This window comes from Streptomyces sp. SAS_281 (assembly GCF_052542855.1).
The window spans coordinates 1-16,804 of the sequence record NZ_JBMNDO010000032.1; the positions used below are offsets into that span (position 1 = coordinate 1).

The 16,804-nt window shown below is 70.7% G+C and carries 21 protein-coding genes and 1 pseudogene; 8 read left to right on the forward strand and 14 right to left on the reverse strand.

Translation table 11 applies throughout. From position 1 onward, the window contains the following. Positions 1–96: 96 nt before the first annotated feature. The 3 genes from ACN6LM_RS14805 to ACN6LM_RS14815 form a co-directional block, all read right to left on the reverse strand. A complete protein-coding gene (locus tag ACN6LM_RS14805) occupies positions 97–1,011 on the reverse strand; it encodes a DUF6891 domain-containing protein (RefSeq protein ID WP_445065818.1) in 915 nt (304 codons plus the stop codon). Positions 1,012–1,091: 80 nt separating this feature from the next. Continuing rightward, complete coding sequence (gene glnII, locus ACN6LM_RS14810) at positions 1,092–2,126, reverse strand: glutamine synthetase (protein WP_445065819.1); 1,035 nt, start codon at positions 2,124–2,126, stop codon at positions 1,092–1,094. Between the two features lie 127 nt (positions 2,127–2,253). Further along, the gene (locus tag ACN6LM_RS14815; protein ID WP_445065820.1) at positions 2,254–2,676 is read right to left on the reverse strand and encodes a hypothetical protein; all 423 of its coding nucleotides are present in this window, start codon (positions 2,674–2,676) and stop codon (positions 2,254–2,256) included. A 394-nt stretch (positions 2,677–3,070) separates the two neighbouring features. Here ACN6LM_RS14815 and ACN6LM_RS14820 point away from each other — a divergent pair, with 394 nt between their 5' ends. Further along, entirely contained in the window at positions 3,071–3,985 is a 915-nt protein-coding gene (locus ACN6LM_RS14820) for a Gfo/Idh/MocA family protein (protein ID WP_445065821.1), read from the forward strand. Positions 3,986–3,999: 14 nt separating this feature from the next. On the opposite strand, the gene ACN6LM_RS14825 is transcribed toward ACN6LM_RS14820, so the two are convergent. Continuing rightward, positions 4,000–4,473 carry a MarR family transcriptional regulator gene (locus tag ACN6LM_RS14825; RefSeq protein ID WP_445065822.1) on the reverse strand — a complete coding sequence of 158 codons (474 nt, stop codon included), beginning with the start codon at positions 4,471–4,473 and terminating at the stop codon, positions 4,000–4,002. Between the two features lie 70 nt (positions 4,474–4,543). Between ACN6LM_RS14825 and ACN6LM_RS14830 the strand changes: the two genes are divergently transcribed. Then, entirely contained in the window at positions 4,544–5,416 is an 873-nt protein-coding gene (locus ACN6LM_RS14830) for an alpha/beta fold hydrolase (RefSeq protein ID WP_445065823.1), read from the forward strand. Between the two features lie 160 nt (positions 5,417–5,576). Here ACN6LM_RS14830 and ACN6LM_RS14835 read toward each other — a convergent pair whose 3' ends face one another. Further along, positions 5,577–5,942 (reverse strand): arsenate reductase family protein, encoded by a 366-nt coding sequence (locus tag ACN6LM_RS14835; RefSeq protein WP_445065824.1) that lies wholly within the window; start codon positions 5,940–5,942, stop codon positions 5,577–5,579. 142 nt (positions 5,943–6,084) lie between these two features. Here ACN6LM_RS14835 and ACN6LM_RS14840 point away from each other — a divergent pair, with 142 nt between their 5' ends. Further along, complete coding sequence (locus ACN6LM_RS14840) at positions 6,085–6,354, forward strand: hypothetical protein (protein ID WP_445065825.1); 270 nt, start codon at positions 6,085–6,087, stop codon at positions 6,352–6,354. 50 nt (positions 6,355–6,404) lie between these two features. On the opposite strand, the gene ACN6LM_RS14845 is transcribed toward ACN6LM_RS14840, so the two are convergent. Then, complete coding sequence (locus ACN6LM_RS14845; protein ID WP_445065826.1) at positions 6,405–6,842, reverse strand: hypothetical protein; 438 nt, start codon at positions 6,840–6,842, stop codon at positions 6,405–6,407. 62 nt (positions 6,843–6,904) lie between these two features. After that, positions 6,905–7,279, reverse strand: coding sequence for a VOC family protein (locus ACN6LM_RS14850; protein WP_445065827.1), 375 nt, complete (start codon positions 7,277–7,279; stop codon positions 6,905–6,907). Between the two features lie 525 nt (positions 7,280–7,804). Here ACN6LM_RS14850 and ACN6LM_RS14855 point away from each other — a divergent pair. Further along, positions 7,805–9,322 (forward strand): SulP family inorganic anion transporter, encoded by a 1,518-nt coding sequence (locus ACN6LM_RS14855; protein ID WP_445065828.1) that lies wholly within the window; start codon positions 7,805–7,807, stop codon positions 9,320–9,322. A gap of 58 nt (positions 9,323–9,380) precedes the next feature. Beyond that, positions 9,381–10,046: a nitroreductase gene (locus ACN6LM_RS14860; protein WP_445065829.1), complete on the forward strand. Its 666-nt coding sequence runs from the start codon at positions 9,381–9,383 to the stop codon at positions 10,044–10,046. Positions 10,047–10,150: 104 nt separating this feature from the next. Here ACN6LM_RS14860 and ACN6LM_RS14865 read toward each other — a convergent pair. The 7 genes and pseudogenes from ACN6LM_RS14865 to ACN6LM_RS14895 form a co-directional block, all read right to left on the reverse strand. Further along, positions 10,151–10,294 (reverse strand): annotated as a pseudogene (locus ACN6LM_RS14865) (TetR family transcriptional regulator); the annotation flags it as partial. A gap of 41 nt (positions 10,295–10,335) precedes the next feature. Next, positions 10,336–10,917 (reverse strand): GNAT family N-acetyltransferase, encoded by a 582-nt coding sequence (locus ACN6LM_RS14870; protein WP_445065830.1) that lies wholly within the window; start codon positions 10,915–10,917, stop codon positions 10,336–10,338. Then, positions 10,910–11,467, reverse strand: a complete 558-nt coding sequence (locus ACN6LM_RS14875) for a lasso peptide biosynthesis B2 protein (RefSeq protein ID WP_445065831.1) — start codon at positions 11,465–11,467, stop codon at positions 10,910–10,912. Before ACN6LM_RS14875 ends, ACN6LM_RS14870 begins: the two co-directional genes overlap by 8 nt. Continuing rightward, positions 11,467–13,269, reverse strand: coding sequence for an albusnodin/ikarugamycin family macrolactam cyclase (locus ACN6LM_RS14880; RefSeq protein WP_445065832.1), 1,803 nt, complete (start codon positions 13,267–13,269; stop codon positions 11,467–11,469). Before ACN6LM_RS14880 ends, ACN6LM_RS14875 begins: the two co-directional genes overlap by 1 nt. A 72-nt stretch (positions 13,270–13,341) precedes the next feature. Next, complete coding sequence (locus ACN6LM_RS14885; RefSeq protein WP_445065833.1) at positions 13,342–13,482, reverse strand: albusnodin family lasso peptide; 141 nt, start codon at positions 13,480–13,482, stop codon at positions 13,342–13,344. Between the two features lie 164 nt (positions 13,483–13,646). Next, positions 13,647–13,859 (reverse strand): hypothetical protein, encoded by a 213-nt coding sequence (locus ACN6LM_RS14890; RefSeq protein ID WP_164399980.1) that lies wholly within the window; start codon positions 13,857–13,859, stop codon positions 13,647–13,649. Next, entirely contained in the window at positions 13,856–13,999 is a 144-nt protein-coding gene (locus tag ACN6LM_RS14895) for a hypothetical protein (RefSeq protein WP_445065834.1), read from the reverse strand. The genes ACN6LM_RS14890 and ACN6LM_RS14895 overlap by 4 nt, the downstream gene beginning before the upstream one ends. Positions 14,000–14,240: 241 nt before the next feature. On the opposite strand from ACN6LM_RS14895, the gene ACN6LM_RS14900 reads away from it, so the two are divergent. The 3 genes from ACN6LM_RS14900 to ACN6LM_RS14910 all read left to right on the forward strand — a co-directional run bounded on the left by ACN6LM_RS14900 (position 14,241) and on the right by ACN6LM_RS14910 (position 16,527). After that, on the forward strand, positions 14,241–15,482 hold the full coding sequence (locus tag ACN6LM_RS14900) for a helix-turn-helix domain-containing protein (RefSeq protein ID WP_445065835.1): 1,242 nt from the start codon (positions 14,241–14,243) through the stop codon (positions 15,480–15,482). Then, entirely contained in the window at positions 15,473–16,036 is a 564-nt protein-coding gene (locus tag ACN6LM_RS14905; RefSeq protein WP_164399981.1) for a GNAT family N-acetyltransferase, read from the forward strand. Before ACN6LM_RS14900 ends, ACN6LM_RS14905 begins: the two co-directional genes overlap by 10 nt. A 170-nt stretch (positions 16,037–16,206) precedes the next feature. Beyond that, a complete protein-coding gene (locus ACN6LM_RS14910; protein ID WP_445065836.1) occupies positions 16,207–16,527 on the forward strand; it encodes a hypothetical protein in 321 nt (106 codons plus the stop codon). Positions 16,528–16,804: the final 277 nt, after the last annotated feature.

Sequence of the window (16,804 nt, forward strand, 5' to 3'; positions counted from 1 at the left end):
CTCCGTGTGGTGTGTTCCTAGACAGCTCCACCACATCGGAGGTCTTCGCCATGTTCAAGACCTGCCGAGTGTCAACAACGCTCGTGATCAATACACCTAACCCACCAGCCGCTTGCGCCAGTCGAGGCCCGACAGCTCGATCGCCTTGTCCGGCGAACCGTCCCACTCCACCGTCAGCCCGGCCTCGCCCAGCGCGGCCACCACCTCGCGGCCCACCGCGGCCGTCGTATCGGCGGAGTCGTCGAACCCGCCGTAGTACAGCGCGAGACCGTGCCCGGCCGCCGCGCTCTCCGTGCCCTGGCCGTGGAAGAAGACGAAACCCCTGGCGTCCTCGCGCCCGGCCGCCCAGATCTCGCTCATCCCGCACGAGCGGCAGCACGTGAAGTCCTCCCGGGCCGTGATGCCGCCCCAGTCCAGCCGGGCGAACGCCCGCTCCAGCCGGTCCGCGTCCGTCACCTCGTCCGCCCAGCCCCGCTGCTCCTCGACGCGCTCCAGCCAGAGCCGTTCCACCAACTCCCGCGCCTGGGCCCGGGAGACCGGCCGCACCCCGTCCTTCACCAGGTAGTCCTCGGCCGTCTCGGTGAGCGTCTGCACGGTCCCGTAACCGCCGCGCAGCAGCTCCCGCACCCGGGGCTCCAGCCGCTCCCGGAACTCCTCGGCGAGCACCGGCACGGGCTCCGGCTCCGGTATCCCGGCGCTCTCCCAGGCGGTCCCCGCGTCCCAGCCGGGCTCCTCGCGCGCCCAGCGGGTCATCAGCGCGACGACCCGCCCGGGGTCTCCGACGACGGTACGGACATGGCTCGTCGCCGTGCCCGTACGGTGCTCCAACTCGTAGTCCCCGCCCGCCTCGTGCCACACCTGGACGAAGGTGCCGGGGATGTCCGGTATCCGCTGGACGACCAGGAAGTTGTCCCCGCGCGCGCCGATGCGGTGCACGAGGTCCGCGAGCTTCTCGGCGGAAACACGGGTGTGGGTCTGCTGGTTCTCGGTCTCGACCTTGACGCTGAGCATGCGCCCAGCCTGGCACACGGCACCGACAGCGAAGGGCACCCACCGTTCGTGCGGTGGGCCCCCTTCCCGTACGGGGCGGATCAGACCTGGCCGGCCTTCTCCAGGGCCGTGCAGCAGGTGTCCACGATCAGCCGCGTGACGACGTACGGGTCGACGTTGGCGTTCGGGCGGCGGTCCTCGATGTAGCCCTTGCCGTCCTGCTCGACCTGCCACGGGATGCGCACCGAAGCGCCGCGGTCGGACACGCCGTAGCTGTACTCGTTCCACGGGGCGGTCTCGTGCAGACCGGTCAGCCGGTCGTCGATGCCCGCGCCGTAGTTCTTGACGTGGTCCATCGGCTTCGAGCCCTCGCCCAGCGACTCGCAGGCCGTGATGATCGCGTCGTAGCCCTCGCGCATCGCCTTGGTGGAGAAGTTGGTGTGCGCGCCCGCACCGTTCCAGTCGCCCTTGACCGGCTTCGGGTCGAGGGTCGCGGAGACGTTGAAGTCCTCGGCGGTGCGGTAGAGCAGCCAGCGGGCGATCCACAGCTGGTCCGAGACCTCCAGCGGGGACAGCGGGCCCACCTGGAACTCCCACTGGCCCGGCATGACCTCGGCGTTGATGCCGGAGATGCCCAGACCGGCCTTCAGGCAGTTGTCGAGGTGCTTCTCCACGATCTCGCGGCCGAAGATCTCGTCCGAGCCGACGCCGCAGTAGTAGCCGCCCTGCGCGGCCGGGAAGCCGCCCTCGGGGAAGCCGAGCGGCCGGTGGCCGTCGAAGAAGGTGTACTCCTGCTCGATGCCGAAGATCGCCTCCTGCCCGGCGAACTGCTCGGCGACCGGGCGCAGCAGCGCCCGCGTGTTGGACGCGTGCGGGGTCATGTCGATGTCGAAGACCTCGCACAGGACCAGGATGTCGTCGCCACCGCGGATCGGGTCCGGGCAGCTGAAGACCGGCTTCAGCACCCGGTCCGAGGCGTGGCCCTCCGCCTGGTTGGTGCTCGACCCGTCGAAGCCCCAGATCGGCAGCGCGGCCACGTCGGACGACGCGCTGCCGGACATGATCTTCGTCTTGGAACGGAGCTTGGCGGTCGGCTCGGTGCCGTCGATCCAGATGTACTCAGCCTTGTACGTCACGGAAGCCATCCTTTGCGGGTGCTGCGGTCTATGCGCCGCAGCTTCGCAAGCCGCGATTTCCCGGCCGTTGCCCTCGTGTGAACCCCGTGTTACCGAGGTTTCCCCCGGCTCCCGCCGGACGCCGCGGTCATCCTTCGATGAACTGGTAGTCGCCGACGATGCGGCCGTCGGCGCCGAGCACGAGGATCTCCAGCCCGACACCGGCTGCCTCGCCCCCGCCCCGGGGCGCCATCTCCCAGTGGAACCCGACGATGTCGTGGAGCCGGTCGGCGTTGCCGCGCGACCGGAAGACGAAGGTGCCGGGCGCGACGAACTCCTCGTGGGCGCGCGTCCCCCGGAAGTCCAGCGCCTCGTGCCCGCGCGCCTCCAGCAGGAGGCGGTCGAAGCCCAGCCATTCGGCGGCCTCCCGGATCTCCTCGGGAGGCCGCAGTACGTGGACGGCTTCGGCGGACCACAGCTCACGGACCGCGGCGCGGCGGCGTTCCGCGTCGGACTCGTTCCACACGGCGACGGAGCGGTCGGTGAGCTCGTGGATGCCGACGTCGGTCATGGGCGGTCCCCTCGGTTCGGCTGCGGCCGGTGTGCGGCAACGAACTTCCCGCGCCGGGTGAAGCGCGGCAATTCCCCACGGGAATCGCGGATCAGCAGACGATCGGGACACACAAGGGGGGTGATCAGTGAACGGACCGGAGGCGGTCTCGCGACCGCGTTGGGCACCCCGATCCGGCCGACGACCGGGAGCTGACGACCGTCACCGCGCTCACCCACTTCGGCACCGCCGTCGACGTCACCGTCGCGGAACTGCGCCTCGGGGCATTCCCGCCGGCCGGCCGGGAGACCGGCGCCCTGCCGGCCGGACTGCACCGGACCCGGAGCCACCGACCCCCGGGAACCGGTCCTTCAGGCGTTGCGGCACCGGAGGCACCACCCGGCACACTGGACCCATGACGACGACACCCGAGACCCCCCTGCGCATCGGCCTGGCCGGCACCGGGCCCTGGGCCCGCAACACCCACGCGCCCGCCCTCGCCGCACACCCCGGCGTCGAGCTCAGCGGTGTGTGGGGCCGCCGGGCCGAGGCCGCCGGGGAGCTGGCCGCCGCGCACGGTGCTCCGGCGTACTCCGGTGACGCGGGGCTCGACGAGCTGTTCGCCACGAGCGACGCCGTCGCCTTCGCGCTGCCGCCGGACGTGCAGGCCCCGCTGGCCGCCCGCGCCGCCGCGGCCGGCTGCCACCTGATCCTGGACAAGCCGGTCGCCACCACGGTCGCCGGCGCCCGTGAGGTCGCCGAGGCCGCCGAGCAGGCCCGGGTCGCCTCCGTCGTGTTCTGCACGCTGAGGTTCGCCCCGCAGCCCGCCGCCTGGATCGCCGAGCAGGCCGCGGCGGGCGACTGGTTCACCGCCCGCGCCGAGTGGATCGGCGCGCTCTGGGCCCCCGGCACCGACAGCGCGTACGCCGCGTCCCCCTGGCGCCGCGAGCGGGGCGGCCTCTGGGACGTCGGCCCGCACGCCCTCTCGGTCCTGCTCCCGGTCCTGGGCGACGTCACCGAACTGACCGCCACCCGGGGCCCCTCCGACGCCCACCACCTCGTCCTGCGCCACACCTCGGGAGCCTCCAGCACGGTCACCCTGGCCCTCGGCGCGCCGGTGGCCGCCGCCGGGGTGGAGGTCGTCCTCCGCGGCGAGCACGGTGTCGCCGCACTGCCGAGGTGGGACGGGGCGGTGGACGCCTTCGCGGCGGCCGTGGACGCGCTGACCGCCTCGGTGCGTACGGGCGAGGCCCACCCCTGCGACGTACGGTTCGGCCTCCGCCTGACGGAGCTCCTGGCGGAGGCGGAGGCCCAGGTCCACGGCGGCTAGGCACCGTGGCGGGGTCAGCCGGCGGACCCCGCCCCGCCGCCGCCCTCCTCCGACACCGCCGCCAGGAACCCCTCCAGGAACCGCCGCACCGCCGCGACCTCGCCGGCGTCGAACTCCCGCAGCAGCGCCACCGCGCTCCCGATCGCCGGGCCGAACGCCACCCAGCCCAGCTCCACCGCCCGCGGCGTCACCCGCAGCAGCACCCGCCGCCGGTCCCGCTCGTCCCGTGTCCGTGTCAGATGCCCCAGCCGTTCCAGCCGGTCGATGAGCGACGTGGTGCCCGCCGAGTTCAGCCCCAGCTCCGCCCCCAGCCGCCCGGCGGTGACCCCGGACCCCTCGCGCTCCGCGTCGAGCAGGCACACCAGGGCGCGTACATCCGTCGGGTGCATCCCGTGCCGGGCCGCGAACTCCGCCTGGCGCAGCCCGAATGCGGACGTCACCTTCCGCAGCAGATGGACGATCTCCAACTCCGGCCCCTGCTCGGTCATCTCCGGCACCTCCCGCTATTGTCTCGCTCAGCGAGATAATATCCAGGTGTACGGAGTCCAGGGAGCACCCATGACACCCACCCCGCCCGCGACGACCGTCGACGCGGCCTTCCTCGCCGCCTACGACGCGACCGTCGCGGCCACCTGGCCGTCCGGCACCACGCCGACCACGGTCCCCACCCCCTACGGCACCACCCACCTCAACAGCTACGGCCCCGAGGACGCCCCGGCCCTGGTCCTGCTGCCCGGCGGCGGCGCGACCTCCACCACCTGGTACGCCCAGGCCGCCGCCCTCGGCCGCACCCACCGCGTTCACGCCGCCGACCTCATCGGAGAACCGGGCCGCAGCACGCCGGGGGAGCGCCCCATCCGCAGCGTCGCCGACCTCTGCGGCTGGCTCGACGCCCTGCTGGACGGCCTGGGCGCCACCGGACCGGTCGCCCTCGCGGGCCACTCGTACGGTGGCTGGATCGCCCTGCACCACGCCCTGCACGCGCCCGACCGGCTGCGGAAGCTGATCCTCCTCGACCCCACCGGCTGCTTCAGCGGATTCCGTCCGGGCTACCTGCTGCACGCCCTGCCGATGCTGCTCCGTCCGAACGCCGCCCGCACCCGCGCCTTCCTGACCTGGGAGACCGGCGGCGCCACGCTCGAACCGCACTGGCTGCGGCTGCGGGAGGAGGCGGCCGGCTTTCCCACGGCCCGCCCGGTCACCGGGCCCCGCCCCGAGCCGGACGCCCTGCGCGCCCTCGACGTACCGACGCTGATCCTGCTCGCCGGGGACAGCCGCGCCCACGACGCGGCGAAGACGGCCGCCGCCGCACACCGGCTGCTGCCGAGGGCGGAGACGGCCGTCCTCCCGGACGTCTCCCACCACGCACTGCCCCTGCACGCTGCGACGGCCCCGGAACTCAACCGCCGGATGGGCGAGTTCCTGGCCTGAGGGCTGTCCCGCAATTCCCGGCGGGCGCACGACGACAGCAACGGCACCTCGCCGCGTTGTCGAAACACCCGAATACACGCAGTAGGCGGGCGCCTCTCCGCCCTGCGATGCACCGCATCCGACGCCGCGCGCCGATCCACCAGGAATTGCGGGACAGCCCTCAGGCGCTACGCCCCAGCGCGTCCCGGACCGCCTCATCCGTGCGGCCCACGACCGCCGTGCCGTCCTCCGCCGTGATGATCGGCCGCTGGATCAGCTTCGGGTGCTCGGCGAGCGCGGTGATCCACCGCTCCCGGGCACCCGCCTCACGCGGCCAGTCCTTCAGGCCCAGCTCCTTCGCCTCCGCCTCCTGGGTCCGCGTGATGTCCCACGGTTCGAGGCCGAGCCGGTCGAGCACCGCCCGGATCTCGTCCGGCGACGGCACGTCCTCCAGGTAACGGCGGACCGTGTAATCGGCCCCTTCCGCGTCGAGCAGCTGCACCGCGCTGCGGCACTTGGAACACGCGGGATTGATCCAGATCTCCATGGGGCCAAAGGTACGGGATGGGCCTCGCAGGAGACGCCGAAAACCCCTCTGGCCAGGGCCGATTGTCAGTGCCGGCCGGTAGAATGGGAGTCAGTTCGTGAGGGTTTCCGAAGAGTTCCGCCACCGTGCCAGGAGGTAGCCCATGGCCGTTGCCGCAGTCACGACCAAGCCGCTCGACAAGCCCCCGACCAAGAAGCCGCTCCCCGCCGGCCGCCCCCGCGAGTGGTACGTCTCGCACAACCGCCGGCTGAAGGCGATGCGCCTCGCCATCGCCCTGCTCGACACCGGCGTCTACCTCCCGTCCAGCGCGAACAACGCCCGCATACGCACGACCGCCGCGCGGCTCGGCATCCACCCGCCGTCCGACATCACCTGCCGCATGGTCCGCGCCCTCATCCGCTACGGCCGCTGACCGCCGACCGACGCGGGGCGGGCCCCGGAGTCCTTCCGGGGCCCGCCCTCTCAGTACCCGTCGCAGGTCGCCGTCGCGTACGCACCCGAGGCCGAGTCCGTACGCCGCGTGCCGCCGTCCACGGTCACCGAGCACGACACGTCGCCGCCGCCCCGGCCCACACTCACCACGAACGAGCCGCCGCTCATGAAGCCCTTCGTGTCCAGCTCCCCGGCCCACGGCAGCGACCGCAGCGCCAGCCGCCCGGTCGACAGTTCCTCGCCCCGCCACGTGCTGTACGTCAGCACCGCGTCGCGCGCGGTCCCCGTCACCTCGTACCGGATGTGCACCTTCCGAGAGCCCTCCGAGTGGAGCACGTCCGACAGCACCGCCATGACAGCGCCCGCGGCGAGGGCCAGCACCACGGCGACCAGCAGGAGTACCCACGGCCACATCCGCCGCCGGGGCGGCGGCGGGACCGGGCCGCCGGGCGGAACCTGCTCACTCATCCCCCCAGCCTCCGCGCTCCGGCCCCGCACCGCGACCCCCCGGGGTCCGTCCGGCTGCCCGGCTACAGATACGGCCGGGTGATCAGCTCGATCGCGTGCCCGGCCGGGTCCTTGAAGTAGACCCCCCGCCCGCCGTGCTCGGTATTGGTCTCCCCGGCCCGCTTCATCTGCGGATCGGCCCAGTGCTCGACCCCGCCCGCGACCAGCCGCCCGTAGGCCCGGTCGAACATCTCGTCGTCCACGAGGAACGCGTAGTGCTGCATCTGGATCTCCACCGGCGGCTCCGCGAACTGGAGCAGCACGCCGCCCTCCAGCCGGACATTGACGAACGGCCCCCAGGACGGGGCCTCGTCCAGCTCCAGCAGCTCCCGGAAGAACCGCGCGGACGCATGGCGGTCCACGGCGGCGATGATGGTGTGGTTGAACGCAACGGACATGGCTGACGACCTCGTGATCTCTTCGGCTCGACACAGTGGATACGTACGGTGTACGAGCCGAGGGAGGCCCTCGCGCCAGGCATACGGAACAGCCGGCGGGGCCACGGCGGGGGCTCAGCCCACCACCGGGTAGCCGTTCCGTGCATGGCGTATCGCCGGTCCGGTGTTCACGGGCACGACCCTACGGGGGCCGGGCGGGAAGGTACAGTGGCTTGGGCACCCCGCGGCGCGCGCACGCGTGCACGGGCTCCGCACACGGTTGTGCGAGCTGGGGAGCGCCCCGAATTCCGGTGGACAGAGAGCGAGCGAGCGGATGCGCATGACGACGCCCCGCACCGCCGCCTGCCCGCCGTGACCCCTCACCCCTGAGCCTCCGGGCCCGTCCGCGCGCCGATCCGCCGGACCCGCCCCGGTCGACCCCTGGCCCCCGGCGCGTACTCACGCGCCCGCCGGCCCCCGCCTTCCCCGCTGTCTACCCCCGCACGCCCTCTCGCACGGGCGCGCCCGACCGACAGGTACGCCCTCTTGTCCTCTGCACCGCCCTCGACCGCGTCCGCCCCCGCCTTCCGGCTGCGCGCCCTCAAACCCGACTGGATCTCCGACCCCAAGGTGTGGCGCACGGAGGTCCTCGCCGGACTCGTCGTCGCCCTCGCCCTGATCCCGGAGGCCATCTCCTTCTCGATCATCGCCGGGGTGGACCCCGCGATCGGCCTCTTCGCCGCCTTCACGATGGCGGTCACGATCTCGATCGTCGGCGGGCGCCGCGCGATGATCTCCGCCGCGACGGGCGCCGTCGCCCTGGTGATCGCCCCGGTCAACCGCGAACACGGCTTCGGCTACCTGGTCGCCACCGTGATCCTGGCGGGCGTCTTCCAGATCGCGCTGGGCGCCCTGGGCGTCGCCAAGCTGATGCGGTTCGTGCCGCGCTCCGTGATGACCGGCTTCGTCAACGCCCTGGCGATCCTGATCTTCATGGCCCAGGTGCCCGAGATGCACGACGTGCCGTGGGCGGTCTACCCGCTGATCGCCGGCGGCCTGCTGCTGATGGTGTTCTTCCCGAAGGTCACCCGGGTGATCCCGGCGCCCCTGGTCTCCATCGTGGTCCTGACCGTCATCACCGTGGCGGCCGGCATCGCGGTCCCGGCCGTGGGCGACAAGGGAGACCTGCCTTCCTCGCTCCCCGTGCCCGGCCTGCCCGACGTGCCGTTCACCCTGGACACGCTGACGACCATCGCCCCGTACGCCCTGGCGATGGCGCTGGTCGGCCTCATGGAATCCCTCATGACCGCCCAGCTTGTCGACGACATCACGGACACCCGTTCCAACAAGACCCGCGAGTCGGTCGGCCAGGGCATCGCCAACATCGTCACCGGCTTCTTCGGCGGCATGGGCGGCTGCGCCATGATCGGCCAGACGATGATCAACGTCCGCGTCTCCGGGGCCCGCACCCGCCTCTCCACGTTCCTCGCGGGCTCGTTCCTCATGGTCCTCTGCATCGTCTTCGGCCCGGTCGTCTCCGACATCCCGATGGCGGCGCTGGTCGCGGTGATGGTGATGGTCTCCTTCGCCACGTTCGACTGGCACTCCATCGCCCCGAAGACCCTGCGCCGCATGCCGGTGGGGGAGACGGTGGTCATGGTCATCACCGTCGCCATCGTCGTCGCCACGTCCAACCTGGCGATCGGGGTCGTCGTCGGCTCGGTCACCGCGATGGTGATCTTCGCCCGCCGCGTCGCGCACCTGGCCGACGTCACGGCGGTCGTGGACCCGGACGGCGGCCAGGTCGTCTACTCCGTCACCGGCGAACTCTTCTTCGCCTCCTCCAACGACCTGGTCACCCGCTTCGCGTACGCCACCGACCCCGACAAGGTCGTCATCGACCTCACCGCCACCCACATCTGGGACGCCTCGTCGGTCGCGGCCCTGGACGCGATCGAGACGAAGTACGCCCAGCGCGGCAAGACGGTCGAGATCGTGGGCCTCAACCAGCCGAGCGCGGACCTGCACCGCACGCTGAGCGGCGAGCTGACGGGCGGGCACTAGGCAGTCCTCGACCGCTGAATACGGTGAAGGGATCGTTTGAAGGAGAGGACGCGCAGACATGGACGTGTACGAGGCAGTGGACAGTCGCCGGGCCGTGCGGGCGTTCAGCGACGAGCCGGTGCCCAAGGAGGTGCTCGTACGCGTGCTTAACGCCGCGAGACGGGCTCCGTCAAGCGGGAACCTCCAGCCGTGGCATCTGTACGTCGTGACCGGCGAGCCCCTGGCCGAACTGAAACGGCGCGCGACCGCCAGGGCCCTGGCGGGAGACCCGGGTGACGAGCGGGAGTATCCGATGTACCCCGACGCACTGTCCTCGCCGCACCGGGACCGTTTCTCCGCTGCGGCGGCCCAGCGTTACGAAGCCCTGGGCATCGAGCGCGACGCCCCCGACCGACCCCAGCGGATCGCTGCCCTGAACGCGGAGGCCTTCGGGGCGCCGGTCCTCTTGTTCTGCTACCTCGACCGGACGATGGGGCCCGGACAGTGGGCTGACGCGGGGATGTACGTGCAGACGGTCATGCTGCTGCTCAGGGCGGAGGGGCTGCACAGCTGCCCCCAGGTGATGTGGACCAACTACCGCAAGACCGTCAACCGCACCGTCGGAGCCCATGACGAGCGCGTGCTGTTCTGCGGCATCTCCGTGGGATTCGAGAAGGAAGGTGTGCCACGGCTGCGTACCGGGCGGGCGGACATGACGGAAACAGTGAGCTTCATCGGCGCGTGACCGCTGACGACCGAGACCGCCAGGACACTCCCTGGGCCCGGGGGAGCGGCCCCCCGGCTCCGTCGTCGCGCTTACCCCGGGACTGCCCCGTGCAGAAAGACGTCCCGGGCGATCTTCGCGGTCGTGACGGCGGAACCGTACTCGGCAATCAGCGGGATAGCCGTCTGAATGATCATCGCGCGCCGCTGCTCCGGTGACATGGCGGGGGCGCGGCGGCGGGTGGTCGGGTTCTCCTTGGATTCGGTCACGCCGTACGGAGTGAGTCCTCACTCCGTCAATGACTGAGGACTCACTCCGTACGGCCGCGGCCCAGGAGCGCCCGCACCGCCGAAGGCCCGCTGAAGTCCGCTGCCAGTGCATCCATCAGCACCTCGTCACAAACCTGCCCGAGCCAGTACCCGCCCTCACGCAGCCGCCCCGCGTGCTGAAACCCGGCACGCTCGTACGCCTTGATCCCGGCCGCGTTCGGGGCCAGCACCTTGAGCCACACCATGCGCAGACTGGCGACGTGGAACGCGTAGTCGAGGGTCAGCCGAGTCGCCTCGACACCGAGCCCGCGCCCACGGGCTTCGCGGGCCAGCATGACGACGAACTCGGCGGTGCGTACGGATTCGTCGGGAAGGAGGGTGGTGACGCCGACCGGGACGGGCTCGGGTTCCGTCAGGTCGTAAACGGTGAAGCGGAAGTTGGACCCCCGGAGCTGGTGCTGCATGCCCTCGGCACGCGCCTCCAAGGACTCGGGCACCTGGCGGCCGTAGCCGACCATGACGGTCGGGTCCTGCTCCCACTTCCAGTACGTCTCGACCAGATCCGCACGGTAGGAGCCCAGGCCACACGTCTCGGTGGCCAGCCACAGAGCCGGCTCAGTCATGGGTGTCTCCGATCATCAGGACGGGCGTGTAGAGGAGCGTGGACGCCGGTTCGGCCGCGAGGGCTCCGTCGCCAGTCTGGACCCAGGCGTGCAGGCGTACGGGGTCCGGCGCGACACCGTGACACCAGACGACGGACCGGCGCCGCAGGGCGAGGAGGAGCACGGCGGCGGCCGACTCCTCCAGACAGGCGGTGCGGGCAGGTGAATACCAGGCGGCCCGGCGCACGGCGAGGACGGCACGCTCGGCCTGCTCGGGGGTGGCGGGGTGGGTGGCTGTCGACGTGGCCGCGCGGACGGCGTCGGTGATACGTCGCATGGCGGATTCCTGCCTCCCCGCCGCTTTCACCGCCACGACACCGGAGAGGGCGACGGCTGCGGTGGAGCTCCACGTATCGCGGGGGACGGTGAGGCCGGCGGGATGCTCCGCGCTGCCCCAGCTCGCCTTCGGCGCGGTCGACGGGGCGGGCTCTGGCGGAATCAGGCAGCGCACGCCGCCGGTGTCGTAGTCGATGACGACCTGCACATGGCCGAAGTCGACGGACCGCTCCATTACTCCACCGTTCCGGGGACAAGGGCGACCCACACGGGGTCAGGGGTGCGGGTGATGGTGTGCAACCAGGCATCGGCAGCCAGGGCCTGCTCTATGTGCGCGAGCGGCATCGGGACCCCGGCGGCGGCGTGGCGGATCTGCTCACGGAATCGCTTCGCGTCGATCAGGCCGAGCGCCGCCAGGTTCATGCCTCCGGTGTCGAGGAGTTGGGGAAGGGCGGCGCGCAGTCCGCCGTAGTGGTCTGCCTCGAAGGCCCCCTTCGTGGTGCGGGCCACCAGTTCGGCGGGGAGGAGATCGGCGAACGCCCGCTTCAGCACCGGCTTGTAGGCGTAGGGAGGTGGACGCAGACCGACTGGGGTCCTTAGCACCGCGTCGACCACGGAGGCATCCAGGAATGGATTGTGCAGATCGATTCCGCAGGCGTCTGCCAGCTCGGCGTCGGCCACCGCCGTACGTGCCACCTCGCGGATCTCGTCAACGAGGATGCGTACCGAGGCGTCCAGGCCCGGTAGAGGGTCGGGCGCGGCCGCGTAGTCCTCGGCAGCCTCGCTGAGGAGACGTACGGCGGATGAGTCCGCCCATGCCGGTACGGGCAGGGTGGAGAACCACCTGACATCACTTCGAGTCGGCTTGACCCCTCTGGGCAGCTCGGTGGTGAGTGCTGCCGAGGCGCCCTCGCGGGTGGTGGCCGTCATCATCGATGCGGACCGAAGCAGTGGGACGACGGCGGTGTGCCGAAGCCGAGCCCACCCGAATGCCTCGCGGACCGCGCGGGTGTAGCGACGATGGCGCAGGAGATCAGCGAGCTGGGCCGGCGGCTGGAAGAGGACGCTGTCCCCGCCGTCGCCGGTCAGATGAGTACGGGTGCCGAGTTCGCGGCGCACCCAGCGGAATTGGGCCAGGAGCCGGGTCTGCGTGAGCGTGGAAGGCGCGGGTTCGTCGGTCACGGGGACGTCGGTGAGGCCGGTGTACGGCCGGTGTTCATGGCCGAGGGGGAGGAGGCGGTGGCGGAGTCGGCCGTCGGAGGCCGCAGCGGTGAGCCGGGCGTAATGGAGGTCGGCGCCGTCGAGGACACCACGGGGGTGGATGGTGACAGCGTTCACCGGATCCGGCGCGGTGCGGGAAGCGAGGACGGCGACCGTGGAGGAGTCGAGACCACCGGAAAGGTCGCTCGACAGGGCCGGGTCGGTGTCGGCGCGGAGACGTACGGCGGCAGTGAGGGCGTTACGCAGGCGCAGGTGCGGTGGCGGCCCGTCGAGGGGGTCGGGGCACCATGTGGTGCTGTACGTGTACCGGTCTCCGGTGGCGGGCAGTTCGATGCGGCTGCCGGGTGGGAGCTGTTCGACTCCGGCGAAATACGTACGGCCAGAGGCCAATACGGGCACGGATGGAGCGAGGAACGCGCATGCCAAACGCTTGGTGTCGACGTGAGCGCCTGCCAGGGCGCCGAGGTAGCGGGCCGACGTCGACCACGCCCAGGTCCCCTGCCACACGACTGCGTACAGGGGCAGTGCGGCGGCCGGGTCGGTGTGGAGGACCAGCCCGTGTGCCAACTCCTCCAGGACCGCGTAGTTGCCCGGCCACTGCCACGTCGCGCGGGTGGGCACGGGGCAATCGGCGAGGGTCTGTACCTCCGCGGCGGTGGCTCCGCACAAGCCGATGACATGGATGCGGCGGCCAGGCCGCTGCGCTGTGCGGATGGGGACGCTGCCGAGCCGCCACAGAGACGACGTGGTCAAGCTCTCCGCGCCGAGTGGGCGAGGAAGGCCGGGTCGGGTGGTGCTGAATCCGCCGATGGGCAACGTGTCCTCCAGATCCTGCGAAGGGGGTGCGGCCCCGACCCGAAGGCTGGGGCCGCACCCGTGCGACGGGGGTCAGCAGTTGTACGCGCGGCGCTTGTCCTCCGACTGCCCGCCACCCTGGCCCTCGGTCAGTTCGGCGACATCGCCGAGGTCGACCGCGACCGTCTTCCTCTCGGCGCTGGTGTCGCTGTTCTCGCTGTGGGCGTCGATCAAGGTGGTGCTCCTTACGTCGATGTGTGAGTGGTGCCCGGTGGTGCTTCCGCCCCAGGCTGGTGATCCGGCCGGGCGGAAGTTGGTGGGCCATCCGCCGGGCGTACCGGCGGTGGCCGTAAGGAGAGCGGCGGCGACGGCGTGCGCGAGAACCGTCGGTCGCTGTCTCACGTGATGAGCTGGAGGTTCTCCGCGGACGTCGTCCACTCGACCCCGGAGGCGGGCCGCACGTGCGCGACGCGGACAGTCCGTCCGTTGGCCTTCTCGTGAACGATCGCGGTGAGCTCGCCCTCGCCGCGGTTCGCGATGTCGCGGACCTGCCGGTGCAGCCAGGGATGGTCGTCCTCGTGGAAGAACGATCCGAGACCGACGGTGGTCATCGCGCGGCCTTCTCTTCGCACGGGGCGTCGTCCTCGAACCGGTCGAGGAAAGCCTCGAACCCTTCCTGGGCGCGGGCCATCAGGTCGGAGCTAGGGACGCCGTACTCCGGCTGCTCGTCGGCGGGGAGGGGCGTGGTCATCGCGCACTCCTGCGGGTGAGGGTCGGCGCAGCGGGCCGTGCCACGGGCAGGGCGTGGTCGCTGCTTCGGGAAGCCGCCCGGAGCGTCCTTCAACCTCCGGGGCGTGTGACCAGTCAACGACCGTCGGGCGGCACTGAACAGGAAAGGTCGCCGCCTGGTCGCCCACTGCCAACCGGAAAACTTTACGTCCGCATTACCCGACGGCTGGCTCGGACGTAGCGGCCCGGCTACGTTCTGCGGCATGGGAGTGAACGTCATCCTGAGAGGCCGGATGAATGAACTCGGCCTGACGCAGGAAGAATTAGCGCGTCAGATGAACATCGCGCTCGATGATCTCAGCGGGAGGCCGGGCGATGTGTCAGCTCGCACAGTGCGCAACCTCCTCAACGGCAGCACCCGCAGACCGATCGGCCGCACGTGCGCCGCACTCGAAGCGGTATTCGGCTGCCTTGTCGCGGACTTAGGGTTTGCCCCACCACCCACCGCCGTACAAGCGGAGGATCCAGTGCACCGCCGTACCTTTCTTGTCGCGGGGACCGGAACTGCCGTCGCCGCTGCTGCCCCGCCGCGCCTCACGCGGCTGGGACAAGCCGACGCCGACCGGTTTCATCTGGAGTACACCGAGCTGCTGCGCGGTGACGCGCGGCTCGGCGGGGCGGGGAAGATCGAGAACAAGGCCATCGAGCTCGCGTCGCGCGTCCAGTCGTCGCTCGCCGGCGGCGGCGCCTCGGACCGCGTGCGTCGCCAGATGTACCGGCTCGCCTCCGACGCCACGTGCCTGGCGGCCTTCGCCGCCATCGATGCAAGTGCTCCACGGCGTGCCCGCTCCCACCTCGACAAGGCTCTCCCTCTGGCGGGCCTGGCGCGTGACGGGGAAGCCATGTACCGCGTGTGGGACCATCTGATGCTCACCTCCAGCCAGCGCGAGAACCACGCCGAGGCGGCGGCCGGAGCCGAGGTCATGAAGCGTTCCTCGACCGCCCGGCGCGACCCGCTGTACGCGTCGCTGGGACACATGCGGCACGCCAACGCCCTGGCCAGGTTGCATCAGCCCACCGAATCCCTGCGTGCCATGAGCTTCGCGGAGAGGACGTTCGGACGCGCCGACGGCGTACAGCCCTCCGCGTGGATCTCGTTCTACAACCGAGCCGAATTCGACGCCCTGTCGTCGTACGTCTGGACCGCACTGGGGGAACACGAGCGGGCCGAGTCCTGCCTCCACCGCACTCTTGCGGCGATCCCCGACGACATGGTCCGCAACAAGGCGCTTTATACGGCGCACCTGTCGCTCTCCCAGGCAAGACAAGGAGAGGCGGAGCTTGCCGCCGGAACAGGACGCCGCGCGTACGAGATGCTGCTGCCGGCGTCCGGATCGCTGCGTACGACGAGGACGCTTGCCGTCACCCGCCAAGTCATCGAGGCCACGGGCACGAAGGCATCCGAGGTCGTGAGCTGGATCGAGGAGTCACGCCGATGGATCTGAAAACGTACACGCACGCCGACGCCCCGAACGTGCGCTCCCTGCTCCTGGACATACACGACGATGTCTACGCGGACGAGCCCGACCCGTTCCACTCGCGCGAGCGCTTCTCGTACTACGTAGACCTGTGGTCCGGGCGCGAGGACTGGCTGTGCGTCTCGGGCTGGGAGGACGGCGGGGCGGTCGGGTACGCGTACGGTTCGAGGTTCAAACCGGGCGGCTGGTGGAAGGGGGCGGACCGGCCCAGAGGTGTGCGCGGCCGCATCTTCGCTCTGTCCGAGCTGATGGTGGTGCCCCGGTGGCAGGGGACCGGCCGGGCCCAACAGATCCACGACGCACTGATCCGATCCGTCGACGTCGACTTCGTGACCCTCCTGGTCGACGCCACCCACCCGAGGGTGCAAGCCCTGTACGAGAAGTGGGGCTACGAAAAGCGCGACGAGGCCAAGCCTTCCGAGGACTCCCCGCTGTACGCGGTCATGGTCAGGACATTGCGAGAGGCACCCGCGCAGCGCGAGGCACAACCGAAAGGCCCTGTCGCTCTCCGTGGAGAGTGACAGGGCTCTTGCTCTGGCGTAGCCGCGATTCAGAGGTCGAAGTGCAGTTGGACGAACCTCCTGAACCGGCAGACGGCTCCAGCCGGTGTGTTCGGTGCACAACGGATGCACGAGAGGGCCGTCCCGTCAGATGGCCGCTTGTGTGCTCACTACCGTGAAAGGCTGAGGTCATGCCTTATCACCTGCGGTTCTTCTTTGAATACGGAGTCGACACGCCGTTGTGGCCAGGTCGGTCTGGCATGGCCGTTTTCGACAGCCCCTACGGATACCCCTGCGTTCCGGAGAAGCTTCCCATCACGGCAGCCACCAGCAACGAGCTCACCAGGCTCGCAGACCTGTACCAGTTCTCACTCGACTGGGACCATCCTGCAGGTCCCTCGCCCTGGACCCAGGAGCAGCAGGAATCGTTCCGGCATGAGGCCGATACCGCGCTGGAGGCGTTGCGCCGCGAACTTGGAGACGGGTGGACGATTGAGGACCAGAGGAGCTGACTGCCCTCTGCGGCAGATGCCCCTTGGGCCTGTCGGGCGTACGTGCGAGATGTGCGGGGATGTCGGCGGCTATGTGGGTAGCTGCGATGTCGGCAAGAGGCGGACGAGCGCCAGGCATCGACCAGATTCAGCCGTCTTGTTGGTTCTGCCGGTTGTATGGAAAGGGCCTCTGCCACACTCCACAGCTGATGTACCAGGCAACGAATCGGGGGTATGCAGGCCATGGCGCAGACGAGAAAGGGCTACTACCGGGCAGCGCACTACGTGAAGCCGTCGA